Origin of the sequence: Sphingobium sp., from assembly GCF_035511395.1 — a bacterium.
Classification (GTDB): Bacteria; Pseudomonadota; Alphaproteobacteria; order Sphingomonadales; family Sphingomonadaceae; genus Sphingobium.
Genome location: NZ_DATKFP010000378.1, coordinates 1 through 20777 on the forward strand (window position 1 = coordinate 1; position 20777 = coordinate 20777).

19 protein-coding genes and 1 tRNA gene are annotated in these 20777 nt (G+C 65.1%); 19 read left to right on the forward strand and 1 reads right to left on the reverse strand.

From position 1 onward, the window contains the following. The 6 genes from hisG to VMR39_RS25720 form a co-directional block, all read left to right on the forward strand. Window positions 1–432 (forward strand): ATP phosphoribosyltransferase (gene hisG, locus VMR39_RS25695; RefSeq protein ID WP_325420580.1); only part of this gene is annotated, 432 nt, incomplete at its 5' end. Beyond that, entirely contained in the window at window positions 422–1711 is a 1290-nt protein-coding gene (gene hisD / locus VMR39_RS25700) for a histidinol dehydrogenase (protein ID WP_325420582.1), read from the forward strand. The genes hisG and hisD, both read left to right, overlap by 11 nt. A 73-nt stretch (window positions 1712–1784) precedes the next feature. Continuing rightward, on the forward strand, window positions 1785–2231 hold the full coding sequence (gene nusB / locus VMR39_RS25705) for a transcription antitermination factor NusB (protein WP_325420584.1): 447 nt from the start codon (window positions 1785–1787) through the stop codon (window positions 2229–2231). 156 nt (window positions 2232–2387) lie between these two features. Next, the gene (gene thiL / locus VMR39_RS25710) at window positions 2388–3299 is read left to right on the forward strand and encodes a thiamine-phosphate kinase (protein ID WP_325420586.1); all 912 of its coding nucleotides are present in this window, start codon (window positions 2388–2390) and stop codon (window positions 3297–3299) included. A gap of 228 nt (window positions 3300–3527) precedes the next feature. Beyond that, window positions 3528–5651, forward strand: coding sequence for a sodium-translocating pyrophosphatase (locus VMR39_RS25715; protein ID WP_325420588.1), 2124 nt, complete (start codon window positions 3528–3530; stop codon window positions 5649–5651). A 200-nt stretch (window positions 5652–5851) separates the two neighbouring features. Then, a complete protein-coding gene (locus VMR39_RS25720; RefSeq protein ID WP_325420590.1) occupies window positions 5852–6850 on the forward strand; it encodes a sensor domain-containing diguanylate cyclase in 999 nt (332 codons plus the stop codon). 21 nt (window positions 6851–6871) lie between these two features. Here the strand turns inward: VMR39_RS25720 and VMR39_RS25725 are convergent, their stop codons facing one another. Beyond that, window positions 6872–8995, reverse strand: coding sequence for a TonB-dependent receptor (locus VMR39_RS25725; protein ID WP_325420592.1), 2124 nt, complete (start codon window positions 8993–8995; stop codon window positions 6872–6874). 258 nt (window positions 8996–9253) lie between these two features. Here VMR39_RS25725 and VMR39_RS25730 point away from each other — a divergent pair, with 258 nt between their 5' ends. From VMR39_RS25730 to VMR39_RS25790, 13 genes are all read left to right on the forward strand, one after another. Further along, entirely contained in the window at window positions 9254–9931 is a 678-nt protein-coding gene (locus VMR39_RS25730) for a DUF2490 domain-containing protein (protein WP_325420594.1), read from the forward strand. A 168-nt stretch (window positions 9932–10099) separates the two neighbouring features. Then, window positions 10100–11224: an 8-amino-7-oxononanoate synthase gene (locus VMR39_RS25735; RefSeq protein WP_325420596.1), complete on the forward strand. Its 1125-nt coding sequence runs from the start codon at window positions 10100–10102 to the stop codon at window positions 11222–11224. After that, window positions 11221–11880, forward strand: a complete 660-nt coding sequence (gene bioD, locus VMR39_RS25740) for a dethiobiotin synthase (protein ID WP_325420598.1) — start codon at window positions 11221–11223, stop codon at window positions 11878–11880. The genes VMR39_RS25735 and bioD overlap by 4 nt, the downstream gene beginning before the upstream one ends. 40 nt (window positions 11881–11920) lie before the next feature. Continuing rightward, window positions 11921–13960, forward strand: coding sequence for a M13 family metallopeptidase (locus tag VMR39_RS25745; protein WP_325420600.1), 2040 nt, complete (start codon window positions 11921–11923; stop codon window positions 13958–13960). A 223-nt stretch (window positions 13961–14183) separates the two neighbouring features. Further along, the gene (locus tag VMR39_RS25750; protein WP_325420602.1) at window positions 14184–14618 is read left to right on the forward strand and encodes a DUF4168 domain-containing protein; all 435 of its coding nucleotides are present in this window, start codon (window positions 14184–14186) and stop codon (window positions 14616–14618) included. A 127-nt stretch (window positions 14619–14745) separates the two neighbouring features. Continuing rightward, window positions 14746–16557 (forward strand): sodium:proton antiporter, encoded by a 1812-nt coding sequence (locus VMR39_RS25755; protein WP_325420604.1) that lies wholly within the window; start codon window positions 14746–14748, stop codon window positions 16555–16557. Next, window positions 16554–17165, forward strand: a complete 612-nt coding sequence (locus tag VMR39_RS25760; protein ID WP_325420606.1) for an OmpA family protein — start codon at window positions 16554–16556, stop codon at window positions 17163–17165. Before VMR39_RS25755 ends, VMR39_RS25760 begins: the two co-directional genes overlap by 4 nt. 32 nt (window positions 17166–17197) lie before the next feature. Then, entirely contained in the window at window positions 17198–18487 is a 1290-nt protein-coding gene (locus tag VMR39_RS25765) for an adenosylmethionine--8-amino-7-oxononanoate transaminase (RefSeq protein ID WP_325420608.1), read from the forward strand. 59 nt (window positions 18488–18546) lie between these two features. Then, the gene (infA, locus tag VMR39_RS25770) at window positions 18547–18765 is read left to right on the forward strand and encodes a translation initiation factor IF-1 (protein ID WP_003049127.1); all 219 of its coding nucleotides are present in this window, start codon (window positions 18547–18549) and stop codon (window positions 18763–18765) included. Between the two features lie 12 nt (window positions 18766–18777). After that, the gene (locus VMR39_RS25775; protein WP_325420611.1) at window positions 18778–19350 is read left to right on the forward strand and encodes a nucleoside triphosphate pyrophosphatase; all 573 of its coding nucleotides are present in this window, start codon (window positions 18778–18780) and stop codon (window positions 19348–19350) included. A 3-nt stretch (window positions 19351–19353) separates the two neighbouring features. Then, a complete protein-coding gene (locus tag VMR39_RS25780) occupies window positions 19354–20343 on the forward strand; it encodes a ribonuclease (RefSeq protein ID WP_325420613.1) in 990 nt (329 codons plus the stop codon). Continuing rightward, entirely contained in the window at window positions 20333–20527 is a 195-nt protein-coding gene (gene yacG / locus VMR39_RS25785) for a DNA gyrase inhibitor YacG (protein WP_325420615.1), read from the forward strand. Before VMR39_RS25780 ends, yacG begins: the two co-directional genes overlap by 11 nt. 50 nt (window positions 20528–20577) lie before the next feature. After that, window positions 20578–20653: transfer RNA gene (locus tag VMR39_RS25790), tRNA-Phe, on the forward strand. The last annotated feature ends 124 nt before the right edge of the window (window positions 20654–20777 follow it).

The window sequence follows — 20777 nt, forward strand, 5'->3', positions numbered from 1 at the left end:
GTGGTCGAGGAATTCAACTATTCCGAACTCTACGCGCCGGTCGACCTCGACATCGGCCATTGCCGCCTGTCGGTCGCCGAGCCGGTCGACGCCGCCGACGAGGATCAGGCGGCGATGAGCCATGTCCGCGTCGCGACCAAATATCCGCACCTCACGCGCCGCTATTATGAGCAGCGTGGGCTTCAGGCCGAATGCGTGAAGCTGAATGGCGCGATGGAACTCGCCCCTTCGCTCGGCCTGTCGCGCCGGATCGTCGATCTCGTCTCGTCGGGTGCGACGCTCAAGGCCAATGGCCTGGTCGAGACGGATATCATCATGCAGATCAGCGCGCGCCTGATCGTCAACCGCGCCGCCTACAAGATGCGCTCGGCCGAACTGTCGCCGCTGGTCGAGGCCTTCCGCGCCGCCGTGGGGGTGAAGGATGCCGCTTAAGCTATCCACCACCGACGCCGATTTCGCGTCCGCCTTCGCCGCGCTGGTGGACGCCCGCCGCGAGGCCGACGAGGATGTCTCGCGCGACGTCACCGCGATCCTGAAGCGCGTCCGGGCCGAGGGCGACGCTGCTCTGGCCGATTATACCCAGCGTTTCGACCGTCATGACCTGAACGTCAGCGGCTGGGCCGTCACTCCGGCGGAAACCCGCGCGGCGCTCGACACCCTTTCGACGGAACTGCGCGACGCGCTCGAACTCGCGGCCGCGCGCATCACTGCCTATCATGAAAAGCAGAAGCCGCAGGACAGCGATAACGTGGACAGCGCCGGCGTCCGTCTCGGCGCGCGCTGGAATGCGGTCGACGCCGCCGGTCTCTATGTACCGGGCGGGCGCGCCGCCTATCCCAGCTCGCTGCTGATGAACGTCATCCCGGCGAAGGTCGCGGGCGTAGAGCGCATAGCCATGGTCACGCCGACCCCCAATGGCGAGATCAACCCGCTCGTCCTCGCCGCCGCGCAGATTGCGGGGATCGAGGAAATCTGGCGCGTCGGCGGGGCGCAGGCAGTCGCCGCGCTCGCCTACGGCACCGATCGCATCCGGCCGGTGGACGTCATCACCGGCCCCGGCAACGCCTGGGTCGCCGAAGCCAAGCGCCAGCTTTACGGCGTGGTCGGCATCGACATGGTCGCCGGTCCGTCGGAAATCGTCGTCGTCGCCGATGGCCGGAACGACCCCGAATGGACCGCCGCCGACCTGCTCAGCCAGTCGGAGCATGACCCGACCAGCCAGTCCATCCTCTTCACCGACGATGCGGCCTTCGCCGATGCCGTCGCGCAGGCGGTGGAGCGTCAAATCCCTAAGCTCTCCACCAGCGCCGTCGCGCGCGCCAGCTGGGACGCCAATGGCGCGATCATCCTGGTCCGCGATCTGGACGAAGCCATGCCGCTGGTCGACCGGCTCGCCGCCGAGCATTTGGAACTGGCTGTGGACGATCCCGACCGCTATTTCGCACAGGTCCGCCATGCCGGTTCCGTCTTCCTCGGCCGGATGACGCCCGAGGCGGTGGGCGATTATGTCGCCGGGCCGAACCATGTGCTGCCCACCGGCCGCCGCGCGCGTTTCTCGTCGGGCCTGTCGGTGCTCGACTTCATGAAGCGCACCAGCTTTCTCAGCCTGACGCCACAGGCGATCGGCGCGATCGGCCCCGCAGCCGTCGCGCTGGCGCGGGCGGAAGGACTGCCCGCGCACGCCGCCTCGGTGGCTTTGCGCCTCAAATAATCAGCCGTTCGCTTCGAGCGAAGTCGAGAAGCGGTTCTCGACAAGCTCGAACCGAACGGAGTAGGGAATTTATATGAACGACCGCTCGAAATCCCGTTCCGCCGCGCGCCTTGCCGCGGTTCAGGCGCTCTACCAGCTCGAAATGGAGGGTACGCCCGTCCATGTCCTGCTTCACGAATTCCATCAGCACCGCCTTGGCGCCACGATCGAGGATGTCACTTACGCGCAGGCGGAAGAGCCGTTCTTCGACGATGTCGTGACCGGTGTGGACCGTCGCCGCGACGAGATTGACGGCCTGATCTCGGCGCGCCTGTCGAGCGGCTGGAGCCTCGACCGCCTCGACAAGCCGATGCGCCAGATCCTGCGCGCCGGCACCTATGAACTGCTCGCCCGCGCCGATGTCGGCACCGGTACGGTCATCAGCGAATATGTCGACGTCGCCCATGCCTTCTACGACAAGCGCGAGGCGGGTTTCGTCAACGGCCTGCTCGACGGCGTGTCGAAGGACGTGCGGAAGTAAGGCGGACCGGCGCAAAGCTGGCGGTACGAAACGACATCCGTTCGCTTCGAGCGTGTCGAGAAGCGGCCATCTCTACGCTTCTCGGTTAGCTTCGCTGAGCGCGGCTCCGCCTCGTTTCTCGACTTCGCTCGAAACGAACGGATAGAAAAGGAAGCCATGTCCGCCGAATCCCGCTTCCTCACCCTGCTGCGCCTGCTCGCCCATGATCCGGCGGCGCAGGGGCTGGTGGACGATGTTGCGGTGCTGCCGATCGGCGGCAGCCGCCTGATCCTGACCAGCGACACGATGGTGGAAGGGGTCCATTACCTCCCCACCGATCCCCCGGCCGATATCGGCTGGAAACTGGCGGCGGTGAATCTGTCCGATCTGGCGGCGAAGGGGGCGCGGCCGGTCGGCTGCCTGCTCAACTATGCGCTGTCGGGCGACGATGCCTGGGATGAAGCCTTCGTCGCCGGCCTTGGCGAGGCGCTCGATCGCCACGCCATGCCCTTGCTGGGCGGCGACACGGTGAAGATGCCCGCCGGTTCGGCGCGCAGCTACAGCCTGACCGCGATCGGCGAAGCGACCGGGCCGGTCCCCACCCGCACGGGGGCGCGGGCCGGCGATCGCCTCTATGTCACCGGCCCGGTCGGTGACTCGGGCGTCGGCCTCGATCTCGCCAGCGCCGATCCCTCCGCATCCGGTCCACTGGTCGACGCCTATCGCCGCCCGCGCCCGCGTCTCGCCGAAGGCGCGCTGCTCGCGCCGGTCGCTACGGCGATGATGGATATTTCCGATGGCCTGCTGATCGACGCGTCGCGCATGGCGCAGGCGAGCGGCGTCGCCGTCACCATCGACCATATCCCGCTTTCCCCCGCGCTCGAACAGGCGCGCGGCGGCGGCACCGCGGTCCAGATCGCAGCAGCGCGCGCCGGCGACGATTATGAACTGCTCTTCGCCCTGCCTCAAGGTGTCCCGCCGCCGGTCCGCGCCATCCCGGTTGGCCATGTCGCGGACGGGGAAGGCCTTACCCTGACGATCGACGGAGCGGTCATACCCCTGCCCGACCGGCTCGGCTGGGAGCATTGATCCAGATTGTTACCCAAGCGGCTTGACGCGCGCCGTCCGGCCTGTAGCTTTCTTCCACCCTATTCTCAGCCGGTTGGAGCGTTCGCATGCGTGCCGCCCCGTTGCTGATTGACGCGGTGCCCGATGCCGGATGCGTCCCGTCCGGCCGCCTGCGTGTGCGCCCTTCGTCTGCCCGTCATTCCCTGCGGAGCGGCCGATGACAGCAACAACAGGGGGAGAGGAACAAGCATGCAGATAGTCTATGTCGCCATAGGGTGCGGCCTGTTGGCCATACTCTATGGGTTGTTCACCAGTCGTCAGGTGCTGAGCCAATCGCCAGGCAACGACACAATGCAGGCGATCGCGGGGGCGATCCAGGAAGGGGCGAAGGCCTATCTCGGCCGGCAATATACGACCATCGCGATCGTCGGGATCGTCGTCGCGGTCATCGTCGCCCTGTTCCTCGGCCTCACCTCCGCCGTCGGCTTCCTGATCGGTGCGGTCCTGTCGGGGGCGGCAGGCTTCATCGGCATGAACATCTCCGTGCGCGCCAATGTCCGCACCGCCGAAGCCGCGCGCGGCACGCTGCAAAGCGGCCTCACCGTCGCCTTCCGCGCGGGCGCCATCACCGGAATGCTGGTGGCCGGCCTTGCCCTGCTCGCGATCAGCACCTTCTTCTGGTATCTGACCGGCCCGGCCGGCCATGCGCCCGACGACCGGCTGGTGATCGACTCCCTTGTGGCGCTGGCTTTCGGCGCATCGCTCATTTCCATCTTCGCGCGCCTTGGCGGCGGCATCTTCACCAAGGCGGCCGACGTCGGCGCGGACCTGGTGGGCAAGGTCGAGGCCGGCATTCCGGAGGATGACCCGCGCAACCCCGCCGTCATCGCCGACAATGTGGGCGACAATGTCGGCGACTGCGCCGGCATGGCCGCCGACCTGTTCGAAACCTATGTCGTCACCGTCGGCGCGACCATGGTGCTGACCGCCCTGCTGGTGAGCGGCGTCGACAACGCCTTCCTGATGAAGCTGATGGCGCTGCCGCTGATCGTCGGCGGCGTGTGCATCATCACCTCGATCATCGGCACCTATATGGTCCGCCTTGGCGCCAGCCAGTCGATCATGGGCGCGCTCTACAAGGGCTTCTGGACCACCGCGATCCTGTCCATCCCCGCCATCTACGGCGTCAGCGTGTGGGTGCTGGGCGACATGAACGCCGTATTCGGCGCCGATCTCGACGGGATTGGCGGCTATACCGGCATGGCGCTCTTCTGGTCGATGATGGTCGGGCTGGCGGTCACCGGCCTGCTGGTCGTCATCACCGAATATTATACCGGCACCAATTATCGCCCGGTCCGCTCCATCGCCAAGGCCTCCGAAACCGGCCATGGCACCAACGTCATCCAGGGGCTGGCGATCAGCCTGGAATCGACCGCGCTGCCGACGATCGTCATCGTGATCGGCATCATCGTCGCCCACCAGCTGGCGGGCCTCATCGGCATCGCCTTCGCCGCGACGGCGATGCTGGCGCTGGCCGGCATGGTGGTGGCGCTGGATGCCTATGGTCCCGTCACCGACAATGCCGGCGGCATCGCGGAAATGAGCCATCTCGACGACAGCGTCCGGGTGAAGACCGACGCGCTCGACGCCGTGGGCAACACGACCAAGGCGGTGACGAAGGGCTATGCGATCGGATCGGCCGGCCTTGCCGCGCTCGTCCTGTTCGGCGCCTATACGGAGGATCTGAAATTCTACAATGCGGCGCTCGGCCTCGTCGCGCCGGTCGATTTCAGCCTGTCCAACCCCTATGTCATCGTCGGCCTGCTGCTGGGCGCGCTGCTGCCCTATCTGTTCGGCGCGATGGGCATGACCGCCGTCGGTCGCGCGGCGGGCGACGTGGTCAAGGACGTCCGCGACCAGTTCGCCACCAACAAGGGCATCATGGAGGGTACGTCGCGGCCCAATTACGCCCGCACCGTCGACCTCGTCACCCGCGCCGCGATCAAGGAGATGATCGTGCCCAGCCTGCTGCCTGTGCTGGCGCCGATCGTCGTCTATTTCGCGATCGCGGCGGTCGCCGGCACCGACAATGGCTTTGCGGCGCTGGGCGCGCTGCTGCTGGGCGTGATCGTGTCCGGCCTGTTCGTCGCCCTGTCGATGACGTCGGGCGGCGGCGCCTGGGACAATGCGAAAAAATATATCGAGGACGGCCATCATGGCGGCAAGGGCAGCGAAGCCCATAAGGCGGCCGTGACCGGCGATACGGTCGGCGATCCCTACAAGGACACGGCCGGCCCGGCGGTCAATCCGATGATCAAGATCACCAATATCGTCGCGTTGCTGCTGCTCGCCGCGCTGGCGCACGGCGCCTGATATCAGGCGGTCAGGACCGGGCTATGCCATCGCCTGGCCCGGTTCCAATCTGGATCAGTTCACCGCCAATTTAACCTTTTCTTCACCGGGCGGGGCGCAGCCTGACCTCCATGGTCGGTCCTAAGGGGGGCAGACCGTTCCGCACGGCCTTCATCCTATGATGAAGGGGCAAGATCAGGTTTCAAGCACCGGGTGGACAGATGACGCCGCAAGAAAAACTCGCTGACGAAGCAGGTCGTATCGCGGCCCTGCAACGCTATGACATTCTCGATACCCCGGCCGAGGGCGCCTTCGACAAGATCACGGCGCTCGTGCGCACGCTGATCGGCGTGCCGATTTCGGCGGTGTCGCTGATCGACACCGACCGCCAGTGGTTCAAGTCGCTCAACGGCCTCGACGCCACCGAAACCGAACGCAGCGTCGCCTTCTGCGATCATAGCATCCGCCAAAGCGAGCCGCTGATCATCACCGACGCGCAAAGCGATCTGCGTTTTCGCGACAATCCGTTCGTGACCGGTGATCCAGGCATCCGCAGCTATGCCGGCGTCCCGCTGCGCACGCCCGACGGCTATAATATCGGCTCGCTCTGCGCCGTCGATACCCGCACCCGCGACTTCGGCCCGGAACAGGTGGCGATCCTGGCCGGGCTGGCGCCGATCGTCGTGGAGCAGATGGAATTGCGCCTGCTCGCCGAACGGGATGGCCTGAGCGGCGCACTCACCCGCCGGGCTTTCGTGGCCGAAGTCGACAAGCATATCGCCCTCTATGTCCGTCACAAGCGCCCGGCCGCACTCATCCTGCTCGACATCGACCATTTCAAGCGGGTCAATGACAGCTATGGCCATGGCGCGGGAGACCGGGTGCTGGAGGCGGTTTCGGCCCTGTGCCGTTCCCGATCGCGGCCCAGCGATTCCTTCGGCCGTCTGGGCGGGGAGGAATTTGCCCTGCTGCTCCCCGAAACCACCGAAAGCGAGGCGATGGCGGTGGCCAATCGTCTGCGCGACACGATCGAGCGGTTCGAAATTTCCTACGAGCCGCCGCTCCACGTCACCGCCAGCTTCGGCGTCGCTGCAATCGGGCATGGTCGGCTCAACAGCCAGGCCTGGCTCGCCGCCGCCGACACGGCGCTCTATGCCGCCAAGCGCGGCGGTCGCAACGCGGTGGTGCTGACCCCGCAGGACACGCTCCGCGCCGCGTGAGGCTTCAATGAAGCGCAGAGATCAGAAGTCGCGCCGCAACTCCAGGAAGACGGTGCGGGGGCGTCCGACGAAGGCGCCCTTGCGCGCGTCGAATGTGGCCACGGCATAGCTTTTGTCGAAGATATTCTCGACCCGCAGCATCGCCTCGGCAAAGCCCAGATCCTTGGTCACGCTGCCGTCATAGACGGTAAAGCCGGGGATGTGTGCGCCACGCCGGTCGATCTGCCCCGACACATATTGCGCGCCCAGCGCCACCGCTGCCCCCAGGGGCGCGATCTGATAGCGGGACCAGAGGCCGGCCTGATGCCGGGGCGCATTGGGAAAGCGGCCGCCCACCGCATTGTCGATCGTCGCGCCCGGCGCGCTGTCGGTGATGCGCGCGTCATTATAGGCGTAGTTGGCGGTCAGCACCCAATTCTTGCTGATGTCCGCCGACAGGGTCAGTTCGATGCCCTTGCTCGTCACCTCTCCCACGGGGGACAGCTGGTCCAGCCCGCCCACTGGCGGCAGGTCCGGGTCGACCTGCACGATGCCGTTCCGCACGATATGATAGAGCGCGACCGTCGGTTGCAGCTGGCCGTTCAGCAGCGCGCCCTTGGCGCCGACCTCATATTGGCGGCTGCTGATCGGGGCGAAGGGGCCGCCCACCGCTGGATTCTGGTTGCCGGCATCCTGTGGTTCGAAACTCTGCGAATAGCTGCCATAAAGCGACACCGCCTTGACCGGCTTGTAGATGCCACCGACGCGCCAGCTCCACCGGCCACCCTCGGCATAGTCGCCGCCGATCCGGTCCTCATCGTCGAACCAGTCGCGGCGGACGCCGCCGACCAGGATGACATGGTCGCCGATATCGGCCTGCTCCTGCGCATAGATGCCATAGCGATGCGCGCGCGTGGCGGTGATGCTGGGCGTCAGTCCGGCCAGTTCCGCAGCGGTCGGATTGCTGAGGCCATAGACCGGGTTGGTCAGCGACAGGCCGGGAACGTCGCTGATCGTCACGCCCCGGAAATCGGCCGTTTCCCGGTACCAGTCCGCCCCGGCCAGCACAGTGTGGCGCACCCCGCCCGTTTCCAGCTTCGCCACCAGATTGGTCGCCAGGCTCAGCCCCTCAATGTCGCGGTTCTGGGACCGGAACTCACGCCGCTGGGTGTCGACCACGCCGTCGCCATCGGTATCCACCGGTCCCAGCGGCTCATGATAGCGCTGATATTCCTTGTAACGGAACCATCGGCCCGAGGCGTTGAGGCTGACCGCGTCCGACAGCTTGCTGTCGAACCGCGCCTGCAACACCGTGCCAGTGAGGTCGAGCCGATCGCTCTTCTCGTTATGCGTCCAGTTGCGGTCGGCCAGGAAATGACCATCGGCATCGATGGCAACGCCCCGCAGCCGGTTGCCGGGCAGTTTCTGGTCGTACCGGGTGGCCTGCACCGTCAGGCTGGTGTCCGGTGCCAGATGGAATGTCAGCCCGCCATCCGCGACCAGGCTGCGACTGCCCGAAAAGCGCTGCACCGTGTCGTACCGTTCGTAGAACAGACCGGCGCGGCCGGACACCACGCCATGGGCATCGATCGGCCCGGTCAGTTCGGCAGATCCGCCGATCCGGTCATAATTGCCCACGATCGCGCGCACGGATGCGGCGAACACGTCCTTGGGCTTCTTCGTGACATAGTTGACCATGCCGCCCGGCGAACTCGCGCCGTAGAGCATGCCGACCGGGCCTTTCAGAAATTCGACCCGCTCGATGCTGAACAGGTTGGGGACGGCAAAGCCCTGGAACGGGTCGCCGCGCAAACCATCGTAGAACATCGCTTCCTGGCGAAAGCCGCGATAGGTGACGGTCGCATATTGGTTGGCGCTGACACCCGCGACATTGCGGTAGAGGTCGGTGATGTCGCGCGCGCCCTGGTCGCGGATCAGTTCACTGGTGATGACCTGCACCGACTGGGGGATATCCATCGGGTCGGCGGCGACCTTGCCGATCTCGCTCTCATTGACGCAATAGAGTTTCTCGGCCCGCGCCGTCACCAATATGTCGCTGTTGCCCGCGTCGAGCGCCGCGGCAGGCGCCTGCGCATGGCCCGTCCCTGTCGGGAGAAGAATCAGGAAAGGCATGGGCAGGGCGCGCAAATAGGGGAGGAAGGGCAAGCGGAAATCCTGTCTGCTGGCGATAACGGCGCGCGATGCGCCAGACGACCTCTCCCTGTGCATAACGCTTACGTATATTGAGACTGCGTTTCAATATACTTCCGATATTTTTCAGGAAGCTGGCGACCAATCATTTTTTGGCAACCAAATCACGTCGAACGGACATGATTGTCATAAAATGGAAACAGAAACGACGCGCCTATGTCACTTAACCGTCATAGAGGCGCGCCAACGCTGTTTTGGAAGAAAGCGACGCCCATGCGCCGGACCTGCCTTGCCCTGCTCCTGTCCCTGTCTGCCTTTCCGACGGCCGCCCAAGCGACGGAGGATGAGCAACTCTGGACGACGGCCAGTGCGACGGTGAAGCTCAGCGATCACTGGCGCCTGTCGCAGGAGGTCGTCGCCCGCTTCAGCGACGATCGCGACGGCCTTTACGAAGTCGAATCCAACACGCTGCTGGGCTATAAACTGTCCAGGGCGGTGACGATCTGGGCGGGCTATACCCATGACCCCCAATATGCCGCGGGCGACTTCACCGTCATGGAGCATCGCGGCCGCCAGCAGGTCACGTTCGACAATATCGCGAAGATCGGCCCGGCCACGCTCAGCGCCCGACTGCGGATGGAGGAACGCTGGCGCGAGGGTGTCGACGGCACCGCCTGGCGCCTGCGTCCCTATGTGAAGCTGGTCCTGCCGTTCCGCGAAGGCGGCAAGACGGCGCTGGTGCTGAGCCATGAAAGCTTCTTCGACCTCAACAAGACCAATTTCCAGCGCGTCCAGGGTGAAGAGCGGATGCGCAACCTGATCGCCATCACCACCCCGGTGGCGAAGAATGTGAATGCGGAAATCGGCTATCTCCACCAGCACGGCTTCCGCCCGAATGAAGACGACAGCAACGACAATGTCGCCTCCTTCTCGCTGAGCTTCAGCTTCTGAAAGGGCACTGTCCTATCGACGACGAATCCCTTATGCTGACCGGGCCAGAGCCAATGGAATTTGTCACATAATTTCCAACATCGGCAAGATGATGACAAATTATGCGGGAAATGTGCGAAGTTAAGGGTGCGCTTGCCGCTCCCGCCGGGCAGGCCTATAGCCCGCGCCATGACTGCCGAACCCTTCCGTTCCCAGCTTGCCGCGCTGGAGCAGCGCGGGCGGCTGCGTCGACTTTCTCCCCGCGCCGGGCGCGATTTTGCCTCCAACGATTACCTGGCCCTCGCCGGCGATCCGATGATCGCGCAGGCGGTGGCCGATGCCGTCGCGCGCGGCGTGCCGCTCGGTTCCGGCGGGTCGCGCCTGTTGCGCGGCAACGCGCCCGAACATGAAGGGCTGGAGGCGAAGGCGGCCGATTTCTTCCGCACCCAGGCGGCCCTGTTCGTCGCCAATGGCTATGTCGGCAATCTCGCCCTCTTTTCCACCCTGCCGCAGCGGGGCGACCTGATCGTCGCGGACGAACTGATCCATGCCAGCGCCCATGACGGCATTCGCATGAGCAAGGCGGCGGCGGTCTTCGCCAAGCATAATGACGTGCAGAGCTTCGCCGATCTCATCACCGCCTTCCGCGCCGAAGGGGGCAAGGGCCGCATCTGGATCGCGGTCGAGACGCTCTATTCGATGGACGGCGACATGGCGCCGCTCGCCGATCTCGCCAAACTTGCCGCGACCCATGATGCGATGCTGCTGCTGGACGAAGCGCATGGCACCGGCGTCTTCGGTCCCGGCGGGCGCGGCCTGTCGTCGGGCCTCGACGGGCTGCACAATGTCATCACCCTTCATACCTGCGGCAAGGCGATGGGGGCGGAGGGCGCGCTGATCTGCGGCCCGCGCATCCATGTCGACTATCTGATCAACCGCGCGCGCGCCTTCATCTTCTCGACCGCGCCGTCGCCGCTGATGGCTGTCGCCGTGTCTGCCGCGCTCGACCGGATCGAGCGGGCGGGCGACCTGCGCGACCGGCTGATGACGCTGCGTCAGGACGCCGCCGAAGCCATTTGCGCGCCGCTCGGCCTGCCGGCGCCGCGCAGCCAGATATTGCCCATCATCCTGGGCGACGACGTCCGCACCATGGCGGCGGCCACGGCGTTGCAGGAAGCCGGCTTCGACGTGCGCGGCATCCGTCCGCCGACCGTGCCGCCCGGCACCAGCCGCCTGCGCATCTCGCTGACGCTCAACGCCAGCCGCCCCGATGTCGCCGCGCTGGGGCACGAATTGCAGCGGGTGATGAAATGACCATATTCGTCGTCACCGGCACCGACACCGATATCGGCAAGACGGTCTTTGCCGCCGGACTGGCCGGGGCGCTGGGCGCCTATTATTGGAAGCCGGTCCAGGCCGGCGTCGATCCGGCGGGCGACAAGGAAACGGTCGCCGCCCTCGCCGGATTGCCGCCCGAACGCATCCTGCCCGAAGCCTATCGCCTTACCACCCCCGCCTCGCCGCATCTGGCCGCACGCATCGACGGGGTGGAGATCAGCCTCGACCGCCTTGCCCTGCCGCAGGTCGACGGGCCTCTGGTGGTGGAGGGCGCCGGCGGCGTGCTCGTCCCCATCACCGAAACGCTGTTGATGGCGGATCTCTTCGCCCATTGGGGGCAACCGGTCGTCCTTTGCGCCCGCACCGGCCTTGGCACCATCAATCACAGCCTGCTCAGTATCGAGGCTTTGCGGGCGCGAGACATCCCCATTGCCGGCATCGCCTTCATCGGCGATCCGCATGCGGAAAATGAGCGCATCATCCCGCAGATCGCCGGCGTGGCCCCGCTCGGCCGCCTGCCGCGCCTCGACCCGCTCGATCGCGCAAGCCTGGCGCAGGCTTTCGCGGCACACTTTCCGAAACTTTCAACCGTCGATAATATTCGACCAACGACATGGACATCGTCGTCCTAGGGGCGTTGTGTCGCCCCACCAAAAAGCAAGGGAAGCTTTGATGAAGACACTCCTTCTGGGCGCCGCCGCGACCGCGCTCGCCCTGGCAGCTACCGTCGCCCATGCCGATCAGGCCGCCACGCCGACCGCCGCAACCGCCGCCAAACCCACCTACGGCATGTTCGGCTTCGACACCGCCGGCATGGACAAGTCGGTCAAGCCCGGCGACGATTTCTACGACTATGCCAACGGCACCTGGACGAAGAACACGCCGATCCCGGCGGACAAGTCCAATTATGGCGCGTTCAACACGCTGGACGACCTGTCGCGCGAGCGCACCAGGGGTATCCTCGAAGCGGCGAAGGCCGATCCCGCCAGCAAGATCGGCGCGGCCTATGCCAGCTATATGGATGCCACCGGCGTCGAGGCCAAGGGCCTTGCCCCGATCAAGCCCTGGCTGGCGGAAATCGACGCGGTGAAGGACCAGGCCGGCTATGTCACGCTCGCCGCCAGGGCCGCGCGCGCCGGCGTCGACGGCCCCTTCGCCTTCTATGTCGGGCAGGACGACAAGGATCCGGAAACCTATATCGTCTCGATGCGCCAGGACGGCCTCGGCCTGCCCGACCGTGACTATTATCTGGAGCAGGACGACAAGATGGCGGCGATCCGCACCGCCTATGTCGCCCATCTGGAAAAGATCCTGGCGCTGTCCGGGGAAGGCGATGCCAAGGCCCGCGCCGCCGCGCTGATGGCGTTCGAGACGGAGATCGCCAAGGTTCACTGGACCCAGGTCGACAGCCGCGACGCCGACAAGACCTATAACAAGATGACGCTGGCGCAACTGGCCAGGACCGCGCCGGGCTTCGACTTCGCGACCTATTTCGCCGCGAACAATCTGAAGCCTTCCGAACTGATCGTCGCCCAGCCGACGGCGATCGCGGGCGAAGCGGCGTTGATCGCCAAGGCGCCGATCGGCGTGCTCAAGGATGCGCTGATCGCCCGCTCGATCCACAGCTTCGCCGAATATCTGCCCGACAGCGTCGCCAATGAGGATTTCGCCTTCTACGGCACCACCCTGTCCGGCACGCCCGAGCGCGAGGACCGCTGGAAGCGCGCCGTCACCTTCCTCAAGGGCTCGCTGGGAGAGGAAGTGGGCAAGGTCTATGTCGCCAAATATTTCCCGCCCGAAACCAAGGCGGCGATGGATGAACTGGTCAAGAATGTCCTGACCGCCATGGGCCACCGCATCGACGGACTGACCTGGATGAGCGCGGAGGCCAAGGCCCGCGCCCACAAGAAGCTGGCCGCCTTCACGCCCAAGATCGGTTATCCCGACAAATGGCGCGATTATGCCGGGCTGACCGTCAAGGGCGACGACCTGTTCGGCAATGCCATGCGGTCCAACCAGTTCGAATTCGACTATAATATCAACAAGCTCGGCAAGCCGGTCGATCGCGGTGAATGGTTCATGACCCCGATGGAGATCAACGCCTATGCCAATTTCGGCATGGTGGAAATCGTCTTCCCCGCCGCCATCCTCCAGCCGCCCTTCTTCGATCCACATGCCGATCCGGCGGTCAATTATGGCGGCATCGGCGCGGTGATCGGCCATGAGCTCAGCCATCATTTCGACGATCAGGGCGCGAAATATGACGAGACCGGCAAGCTCAACCAGTGGTGGACCGATCAGGACGTCGCCAATTTCAAGGCGCTGACGCAGAAGCTGGGCGCGCAATATGACGCCTATGAACCCTTCCCCGGCGCGCATGTGAAGGGCGCCTTCACCATGGGCGAGAATATCGGCGATCTGGGCGGCCTCGCCGTCGCGCTCGACGCCTATCATGCCTCGCTCAAGGGCAAGAAAGCGCCGGTGATCGACGGCCTGACCGGCGACCAGCGTTTCTTCCTGGGCTGGGCGCAGGTATGGCGTCGCAACTATCGCGAGGCGAACCTGCGCCAGCGGCTCGTCACCGATCCGCACGCGCCGTCGCAATATCGCGCCGACATCGTCCGCAATTTCGACAGTTGGTATGACGCGTTCAAGCCGGCGCCGGGCGGCAAGATCTACCTTGCGCCCAAGGATCGCGTGAAAATCTGGTGAGAAACAGACCGGGCCGGATTCGCGAGAATCCGGCCCGAATGTCATTGTGATATCGAAATATTTCGCACCTGCGGTAGAACGCGTCAATGCGCCGATGAGCCGTTTTGCGCGGTTCAGCCGTCCTTTGAATCGAACGACTCGCCGTTACGGGCTTTCCGTGTCGGAACTGTTTCAACAGCGTGACCGTCTGATCACCAAGATTGATCACGCAAGGAGAAGCAGGTTGACGGGTCTCAACACCACCAATTTCCTCAAGGCAGGCATCGCCTCCATCGCATTGCTGGCCGCCTATCCGGCCCTCGCACAGAGTGACGCTGCCGCTCCGGCCGCTGCCGCAGCGCCTGCCGCTCCGGCTGCCGCTCCGGCTGCCGGCGCGAGCAACTTCAGCGATACCGATATCAAGGCGTTCGCTGCCGCAGCAGTAGAAGTGACGAAGATCCAGCAGGATAGTTCGATCGCCGCCGCCGACAAGCAGCCCAAGATGCTGGCCGCGCTACAGGCGTCCGGCATGCCGCCGGAAAAGTTCAACCAGATCGGTCAGGCTGCGGCCGCTGATCCGGCGCTCCAGCAGCGCATTCAGGCTGCGGCTCCTGCCGCGCCGGCTGCTCCGGCTGCCGATCCCGCTGCCCCGGCACAGCCGAGCCAGCCGCCGCAATAATCGGCTTATTTCAATTCCCCTTGGCGGGGCGTGGCGCGGTCGCCACGTCCCGCCATCCCTATTGTTCCCATGATCGGGAAAAATATCGGGGGTTTCGTCCCCCTGATTGCCTGTCTATCCTAAGCCCATGCAGGAACAGGCACTTTCCATCGCGCTGATCGGCATTTTGGGGATTGGCGCGCAATGGATCGCCTGGCGGACCGGTTGGCCCGCCATTGCCCTGATGCTGGCAGCAGGCGTCCTTGGCGGACCCGTCCTCCACCTCATCAATCCCGAACATGTCTTCGGCGAGTTGCTGGAACCGATGGTGTCGGTCGCGGTCGCGCTGATCCTGTTTGAAGGCGGCCTCAGCCTCAACTTCCGCGAATTGCGCAAGACAGACGGTGCGGTCACGCGACTCGTCCTGCTGGGTTCGCCCATCGGCTGGGTACTGGGATCGCTGGCCTGCTATTATGTCGCGGGACTCGTCTGGCCGGTCGCCATCCTGTTCGCGGGCATATTGGTCGTCACCGGGCCGACCGTGGTGCTGCCGCTGCTGCGCCAGTCCAATGTGGCCGCCCGGCCGCGCGCGATCCTCAAATGGGAAGCGATCGTCAACGATCCGACCGGCGCGCTGCTGGGCGTCGTCACCTATGAATATCTGCGCCGATCGGGGGAGGGGAGCAGCCTTGCCGCCGTCATCGTCTCGCTGATCGCCGCCGCGATCGTGGCGGGCCTCATCGGCTGGATCGCCGCGCGTGCCATCGGCTGGCTCTTTCCGCGCGGCCATGTGCCCGAATATCTGAAGGCGCCGGTGCTGCTGGTCGCGGTGATCAGCGTCTTCGTCCTCTCCAACATCATCCAGCAGGAAACCGGCCTGCTCGCCGTCACGGTGATGGGCGTGGCGCTGGCCAATATGCGGCTGGATTCATTGCGCGATATCCAGCCGTTCAAGGAAAATGTCACCGTTCTGCTTATTTCCGGCGTGTTCGTGATCCTGTCGGCCTCGCTGGACCTGAGCGTCCTGCGCCAGTTCGAATGGCGCTTCCTCGGCTTCCTCTTCGCCCTGCTCTTCCTGGTGCGGCCGATCACCGTGCTGCTGAGCCTCGCCTTCTCGCCCGTGCCCTGGAACGAGCGGCTGCTGGTCGCCTGGATCGCGCCGCGCGGTATCGTCGCGGTCGCCATTTCCGGCCTGTTCGCGCTACGGCTCGATCGCCTCGGCTATGGCGACGGCTCGATCCTCGTCACCTTGTCCTTCGCGGTGGTGGTGGCGACGATCGTCTTCCACGGCTTTTCGATCAAGCCGGTCGCGCGGCTGCTGAAAGTCACGGGCGCGCAGGAAAAGGGGCTGCTGCTGGTCGGCGCCACGCCCTTCAGCCTTGGCCTCGCCTCGCAACTGCGCGCGCTGGAGGTGCCGGTGATGATCGCCGACAATAGCTGGCAGCGGCTCGCCCCCGCCCGACATCAGGGCATTGCCACCTATCATGGCGAGATATTGTCCGAAGCGACCGAGGAAAAGCTCGACCTCGCCCAGTTTCAGGTGCTGGCCGCCACCACCGACAACGAAGCCTATAATGCGCTCGTCTGTAACGAATTCGCGCCGGAAATCGGCCGCGACAATGTCCACCAGTTGGGCGATGCCAGCGACGATGAAGATCCGCGCGCCCTGCCCGAATCGCTGCGCGGCCGCGCGCTCTTCTCCTCCGGCCATGGCGTGGAGGACATCATGCAGCGCGAGGAGAAGGGCTGGACCTTCCGCAAGACACGGATCAGCGAGCAGTTCGACTTCGAGGCCGCCCGCGCGTCCCTGCCCGAAGGTGGCGACATGCTGCTGCTGCTGCGCAGGAATGGCGCGCTGCGCTTCTTCACCCATGCGTCGAGGCCGACGCCCCAGGCCGGCGACACGATCCTGTCCTATGTGCCGCCGTCCGACAAAAGGCCGAAAGGAGAGGATGAATGAGGAGATCGGCCCCCACGGCCCTGATGGCCTGCGCGCTGGCCGCCTGCCAGCCCCCGGTGGGCAATGGCGCGGATGAGGGCGCGGCCAATGAAGCCCAAGCTGCCGCTAATGCGATGACGGCCAACGAATCCGACAATGCGGTCGAACCGCAACGCTCCATCCTGCGCCCCGAAGTGATCGATCAGCCGGAGGCACCGAAGATCGAGCCGGTGGATGTGGTGATCGGCTTCGGCCAGTCCTCCATGGTGCTGGACGATGCGGCGAAAGCCGCGCTCGACACGCTGCTGGCAACCCCGGCCTTGAAGGAAGGCGGGGCCATCACCCTCCACGGCCACAGCGATTCGCGCGGTAGCGACGGCGATAACAAGGTCGCGTCCCGAATCCGGGCGGAAAAGGTTCGCGACTATCTGGTCGAAAAGGGCGTGGCGAAGGACCGCATCACCCTCGTCGCACTGGGCGAAGCGCGCCCCATCGCCCCCAATGCGAAGGAGGATGGCAGCGACGATCCCGAAGGCCGGGCGAAGAATCGCCGGGTCGAGGTGGATGTCGCCCTCCCGACCGTGGTCGTCCCGCCACCGGTGGAACCAAAGCCGGCGGAGAAGCCATAGCCTTTCCCCCCATGCTGGCTTAAAGCCCGGCGATGACCTCTCCTGTCTGGCATCCCTTCACCCAGCATGGCCTCAACGAGCCGATCCCCGAAGTTGTCCGGGCGCAGGGCGCTCTGCTGCACCTTGCCGATGGCGGTACGTTGATCGATGGCATTGCCAGCTGGTGGGTGACGACTCATGGCCATTGCGAACCCCGCATCGCCGCCGCCATCGCCCGTCAGGCGAGCCAGCTCGACCAGCTCATCTTCGCCGCCTACACCCACGCCCCGGCCGAGGAGGTGGCAAGCGGCCTGATCGACATGGCTCCCCGTGCGGAGGGCCAGCCCGAACTCGCCCATGTCTTCTATTCGGACAGCGGGTCGACCGCGGTCGAGGTCGCGCTGAAGATGGCGCTTGGCTATTGGCACAATCTGGCACTCGATGGCCTCGCCGATGCGCGCAGCCGGATCCTCGTGCTCGAACACAGCTATCATGGCGACACGATCGGCGCGATGTCGATCGGCGAGCGCGGCGTCTACAACGCCGCCTGGACGCCCCTGCTGTTCGATGTCGGCACCATCCCCTTCCCCGCAACGGGCCAGGAGCAGGCCTGCCTCGACGCGCTGGAGGCTGCCTGCGCGGACAAGCCCGCCGCCTTCATCGTCGAGCCGCTCATCTTGGGAGCCGGCGGGATGCTGATCTATCCCGCGCCTGTCCTGCGCGAGATGGCCGCCATCTGCCGCAGGCATGGCGTCCTTTTCATCGCTGACGAGGTGATGACCGGCTGGGGCCGCACCGGCACGCTCTTCGCCTGCGAACAGGCGGGCGTCGTGCCGGACATCATGGCCGTGGCCAAGGGGATAACTGGCGGCGCGATTCCCTTGGCTGCCACGCTCGCCACCGCGCCGATCTTCGACGCGCATGTTTCGACCGATCGCGCCCGCCTTTTCTACCACTCGTCCAGCTACACGGCGAACGCCATCGCCTGCGCCGCCGCCGCTGCGAATCTCGCCATTTGGCGCGAGGAGGATGTGCTCGTCCGGATCGCGACGCTCGCCGATGGCATAGCGATGCGACTCGCAAGATTGACTACACATCCCGCCTTCGCGAATCCCCGCCAGCTTGGCACGATCATGGCGATCGACTTCGTCGCGCCCGATGCCGGCTACCTGTCCGATCTCGCCCCGCGCCTGCGTTCCTTCTTCCTCGAACACGGCCTCTTGCTAAGGCCGCTCGGCAACACCATCTACTTGATGCCGCCCTATTGTGTTGATGCAGATCAGCTCGATACTATCTTCGCGGCCCTTCATGCCGCCGGCGAAAAATTCGGCGCGCAACCCTGACTTTCATTTTATTTGATTTGGCGCTATGGCGGCGCGATTTTTCGCATATCCGGGATAATATGGCTAAAGAAGAACTGCTTGAAATGCGCGGACAGGTTGTGGAGCTTCTCCCCAACGCCATGTTCCGCGTGCGGCTTGAAAATGATCACGAAATTCTCGGCCATACGGCCGGCAAGATGCGCAAGAACCGCATTCGTGTCCTCGTGGGCGACGAAGTTCTCGTCGAACTCACCCCCTACGACCTGACCAAGGGTCGGATAACCTACCGCTTCAAATAAGTCGCACGACTGATGCGGCTCATCCTTGCTTCGGCTTCCCCCAGGCGGCGTGACCTTCTGGGCCAGATCGGCGTCGTCCCCGACGCGGTCGATCCTGCCGATATCGACGAAACGCCCCTGAAGCACGAAACGCCCGCCGCCTATGCCGCGCGCGTGGCGGCGGACAAGGGGGCGATCGTCGCCGCGCGCCATCCGGGTGCGCTCATCCTGTCGGGCGACACGGTGGTCGCCGCCGGCCGTCGCATATTACCCAAGACGGAAAGCGAGGAGGAAGCGCGCGCCTGCCTGTCTCTGCTGTCCGGACGGCGTCATCGTGTGTTCAGCGCGATCACGCTGATCGATGGGGAGGGCAAGGCACGGCATCGGCTGTCCGACAATATCGTTACCTTCAAACGGCTGGAACAGGCGGAGATCGACGCCTATATTGCCAGCGACGAATGGCGCGGCAAGGCGGGCGGCTATGCCATTCAGGGCCGCGCTGCCGGACTGATCCGCGCCATCCAGGGCAGCCACAGTGCGATCATGGGCCTGCCGCTTTACGAAACCCGCGCGCTGCTCAAGGCAGCGGGCTACCCACTGGATTAAGATATGGCCGAATGGCTTTACGAAGAAGGCATCGGCGAGGCCCGCGCGGCGCTGATCGAGCATGGCAAGCTGGTCGAGGCGCTGGTTGAGCGTGAGGGCGATCATGCCCGCGCCGGCGCGGTAGTGCAGGGCCGCCTGATCGCGACCATCATCCCCAAGAAGCGCGGTATCGTCCGTCTGATTTCGGGCGAGGAAGTGTTGCTGGAGCCGATCCCGCCCAGGCTGGCCGAGGGCGGCAACGTGCTGGTCGAGATATTGCGCGAAGCCATAGCCGAGGAAGGCCGCCCCAAGCGCGCCAAGGGTCGCGTGCCGCTGCCCGGCATCAAGCCGCATCCCGGCCCCAGCCTGCTTCAGCGCCTGCGCGCCACGGACGTAGCCGTCGTCCCCTGTCCCGCACATGAGGAAGACCGGTTCGAAGCCCATGGCTGGAGCGAATTGATGGAGGAAGCGATCAGCGGCGAGGTCGGCACCGAAGCCGCCGCGCTGCGCCTTTATCTGACTCCCGCGATGCTGCTGATCGACGTCGACGGATCGCTGCCGCCCGCACAGCTTGGCCCCAAGGGCGCGAAGCTAGCCGCGCAGACCGTCCGCCGCATGGGCCTCAGCGGCTCGATCGGCATCGACCTGCCAACGATGAACAACAAGGACGAGCGGATGATCGCCGCCGCCCAGATCGACAAATATCTGCCGCTCCCCTTCGAGCGGACGGCGGTCAACGGTTTCGGCTTTCTCCAGATCATCCGCCGCCGCGAACGCGCGAACCTGATGGAATTGCTGCGCGAGGATGCCGTGTTGACCGCCGCGCTCGCCCTGCTGCGCCGCGCCGAGCGCCATGGCCAGGGCGGCGCCGCGACCATCACCGCCGCGCCGGCCGTCATCGACCTGCTGCACAAGCGGCAGGACTGGATCGAATTGCTGGCCAAGCGCCGGGGCGGCGCGATCACGCTGAAGGCAGATGCTTCGCTTGTGCAGGCAGGCGGTCATGTCGCCTAAACCCGCCAAATGCCCAGTGTGCGGTCAGCCTTCGACCGTGGAAACACGCCCATTTTGCGGCCCGGCCTGTCGCGACCGCGACCTGCTGCAATGGCTGGGCGAAGGCTATCAAGTACCCGGTCCGCCGGCGGAAGAAAGCCTGCAAAAAAATGACAATTATAGGCTGGACAGCGAGCCGGATTGACGCCTATAGGCACGCCTCCATCCGGCGGACGCCTCCGCCAGGAACCCGATGCCCGGGTAGCTCAGTTGGTAGAGCATGCGATTGAAAATCGCAGTGTCGGCGGTTCGAATCCGTCCCCGGGCACCATTTGTTCTCAACATATTGAAAACATTAGAAAATCGTCAGGAAGACGGTCTTCGAACCCTTATTCTCCCACAGTTCTGCTACACAGTCGAACAGCCGAAACCGTTGAAAACCCTCGGAAAACAAG

Excerpts from the sequence above, each read along its gene's own strand:
- hisD (WP_325420582.1), top strand. The coding sequence starts at position 422 with ATGCCGCTTAAGCTATCCACCACCGACGCCGATTTCGCGTCCGCCTTC.
- nusB (WP_325420584.1), top strand. The coding sequence starts at position 1,785 with ATGAACGACCGCTCGAAATCCCGTTCCGCCGCGCGCCTTGCCGCGGTT.
- thiL (WP_325420586.1), top strand. The coding sequence starts at position 2,388 with ATGTCCGCCGAATCCCGCTTCCTCACCCTGCTGCGCCTGCTCGCCCAT.
- VMR39_RS25715 (WP_325420588.1), top strand. The coding sequence starts at position 3,528 with ATGCAGATAGTCTATGTCGCCATAGGGTGCGGCCTGTTGGCCATACTC.
- VMR39_RS25720 (WP_325420590.1), top strand. The coding sequence starts at position 5,852 with ATGACGCCGCAAGAAAAACTCGCTGACGAAGCAGGTCGTATCGCGGCC.
- VMR39_RS25730 (WP_325420594.1), top strand. The coding sequence starts at position 9,254 with ATGCGCCGGACCTGCCTTGCCCTGCTCCTGTCCCTGTCTGCCTTTCCG.
- VMR39_RS25735 (WP_325420596.1), top strand. The coding sequence starts at position 10,100 with ATGACTGCCGAACCCTTCCGTTCCCAGCTTGCCGCGCTGGAGCAGCGC.
- bioD (WP_325420598.1), top strand. The coding sequence starts at position 11,221 with ATGACCATATTCGTCGTCACCGGCACCGACACCGATATCGGCAAGACG.
- VMR39_RS25745 (WP_325420600.1), top strand. The coding sequence starts at position 11,921 with ATGAAGACACTCCTTCTGGGCGCCGCCGCGACCGCGCTCGCCCTGGCA.
- VMR39_RS25755 (WP_325420604.1), top strand. The coding sequence starts at position 14,746 with ATGCAGGAACAGGCACTTTCCATCGCGCTGATCGGCATTTTGGGGATT.
- VMR39_RS25760 (WP_325420606.1), top strand. The coding sequence starts at position 16,554 with ATGAGGAGATCGGCCCCCACGGCCCTGATGGCCTGCGCGCTGGCCGCC.
- VMR39_RS25765 (WP_325420608.1), top strand. The coding sequence starts at position 17,198 with ATGACCTCTCCTGTCTGGCATCCCTTCACCCAGCATGGCCTCAACGAG.
- infA (WP_003049127.1), top strand. The coding sequence starts at position 18,547 with ATGGCTAAAGAAGAACTGCTTGAAATGCGCGGACAGGTTGTGGAGCTT.
- VMR39_RS25775 (WP_325420611.1), top strand. The coding sequence starts at position 18,778 with ATGCGGCTCATCCTTGCTTCGGCTTCCCCCAGGCGGCGTGACCTTCTG.
- VMR39_RS25780 (WP_325420613.1), top strand. The coding sequence starts at position 19,354 with ATGGCCGAATGGCTTTACGAAGAAGGCATCGGCGAGGCCCGCGCGGCG.
- yacG (WP_325420615.1), top strand. The coding sequence starts at position 20,333 with ATGTCGCCTAAACCCGCCAAATGCCCAGTGTGCGGTCAGCCTTCGACC.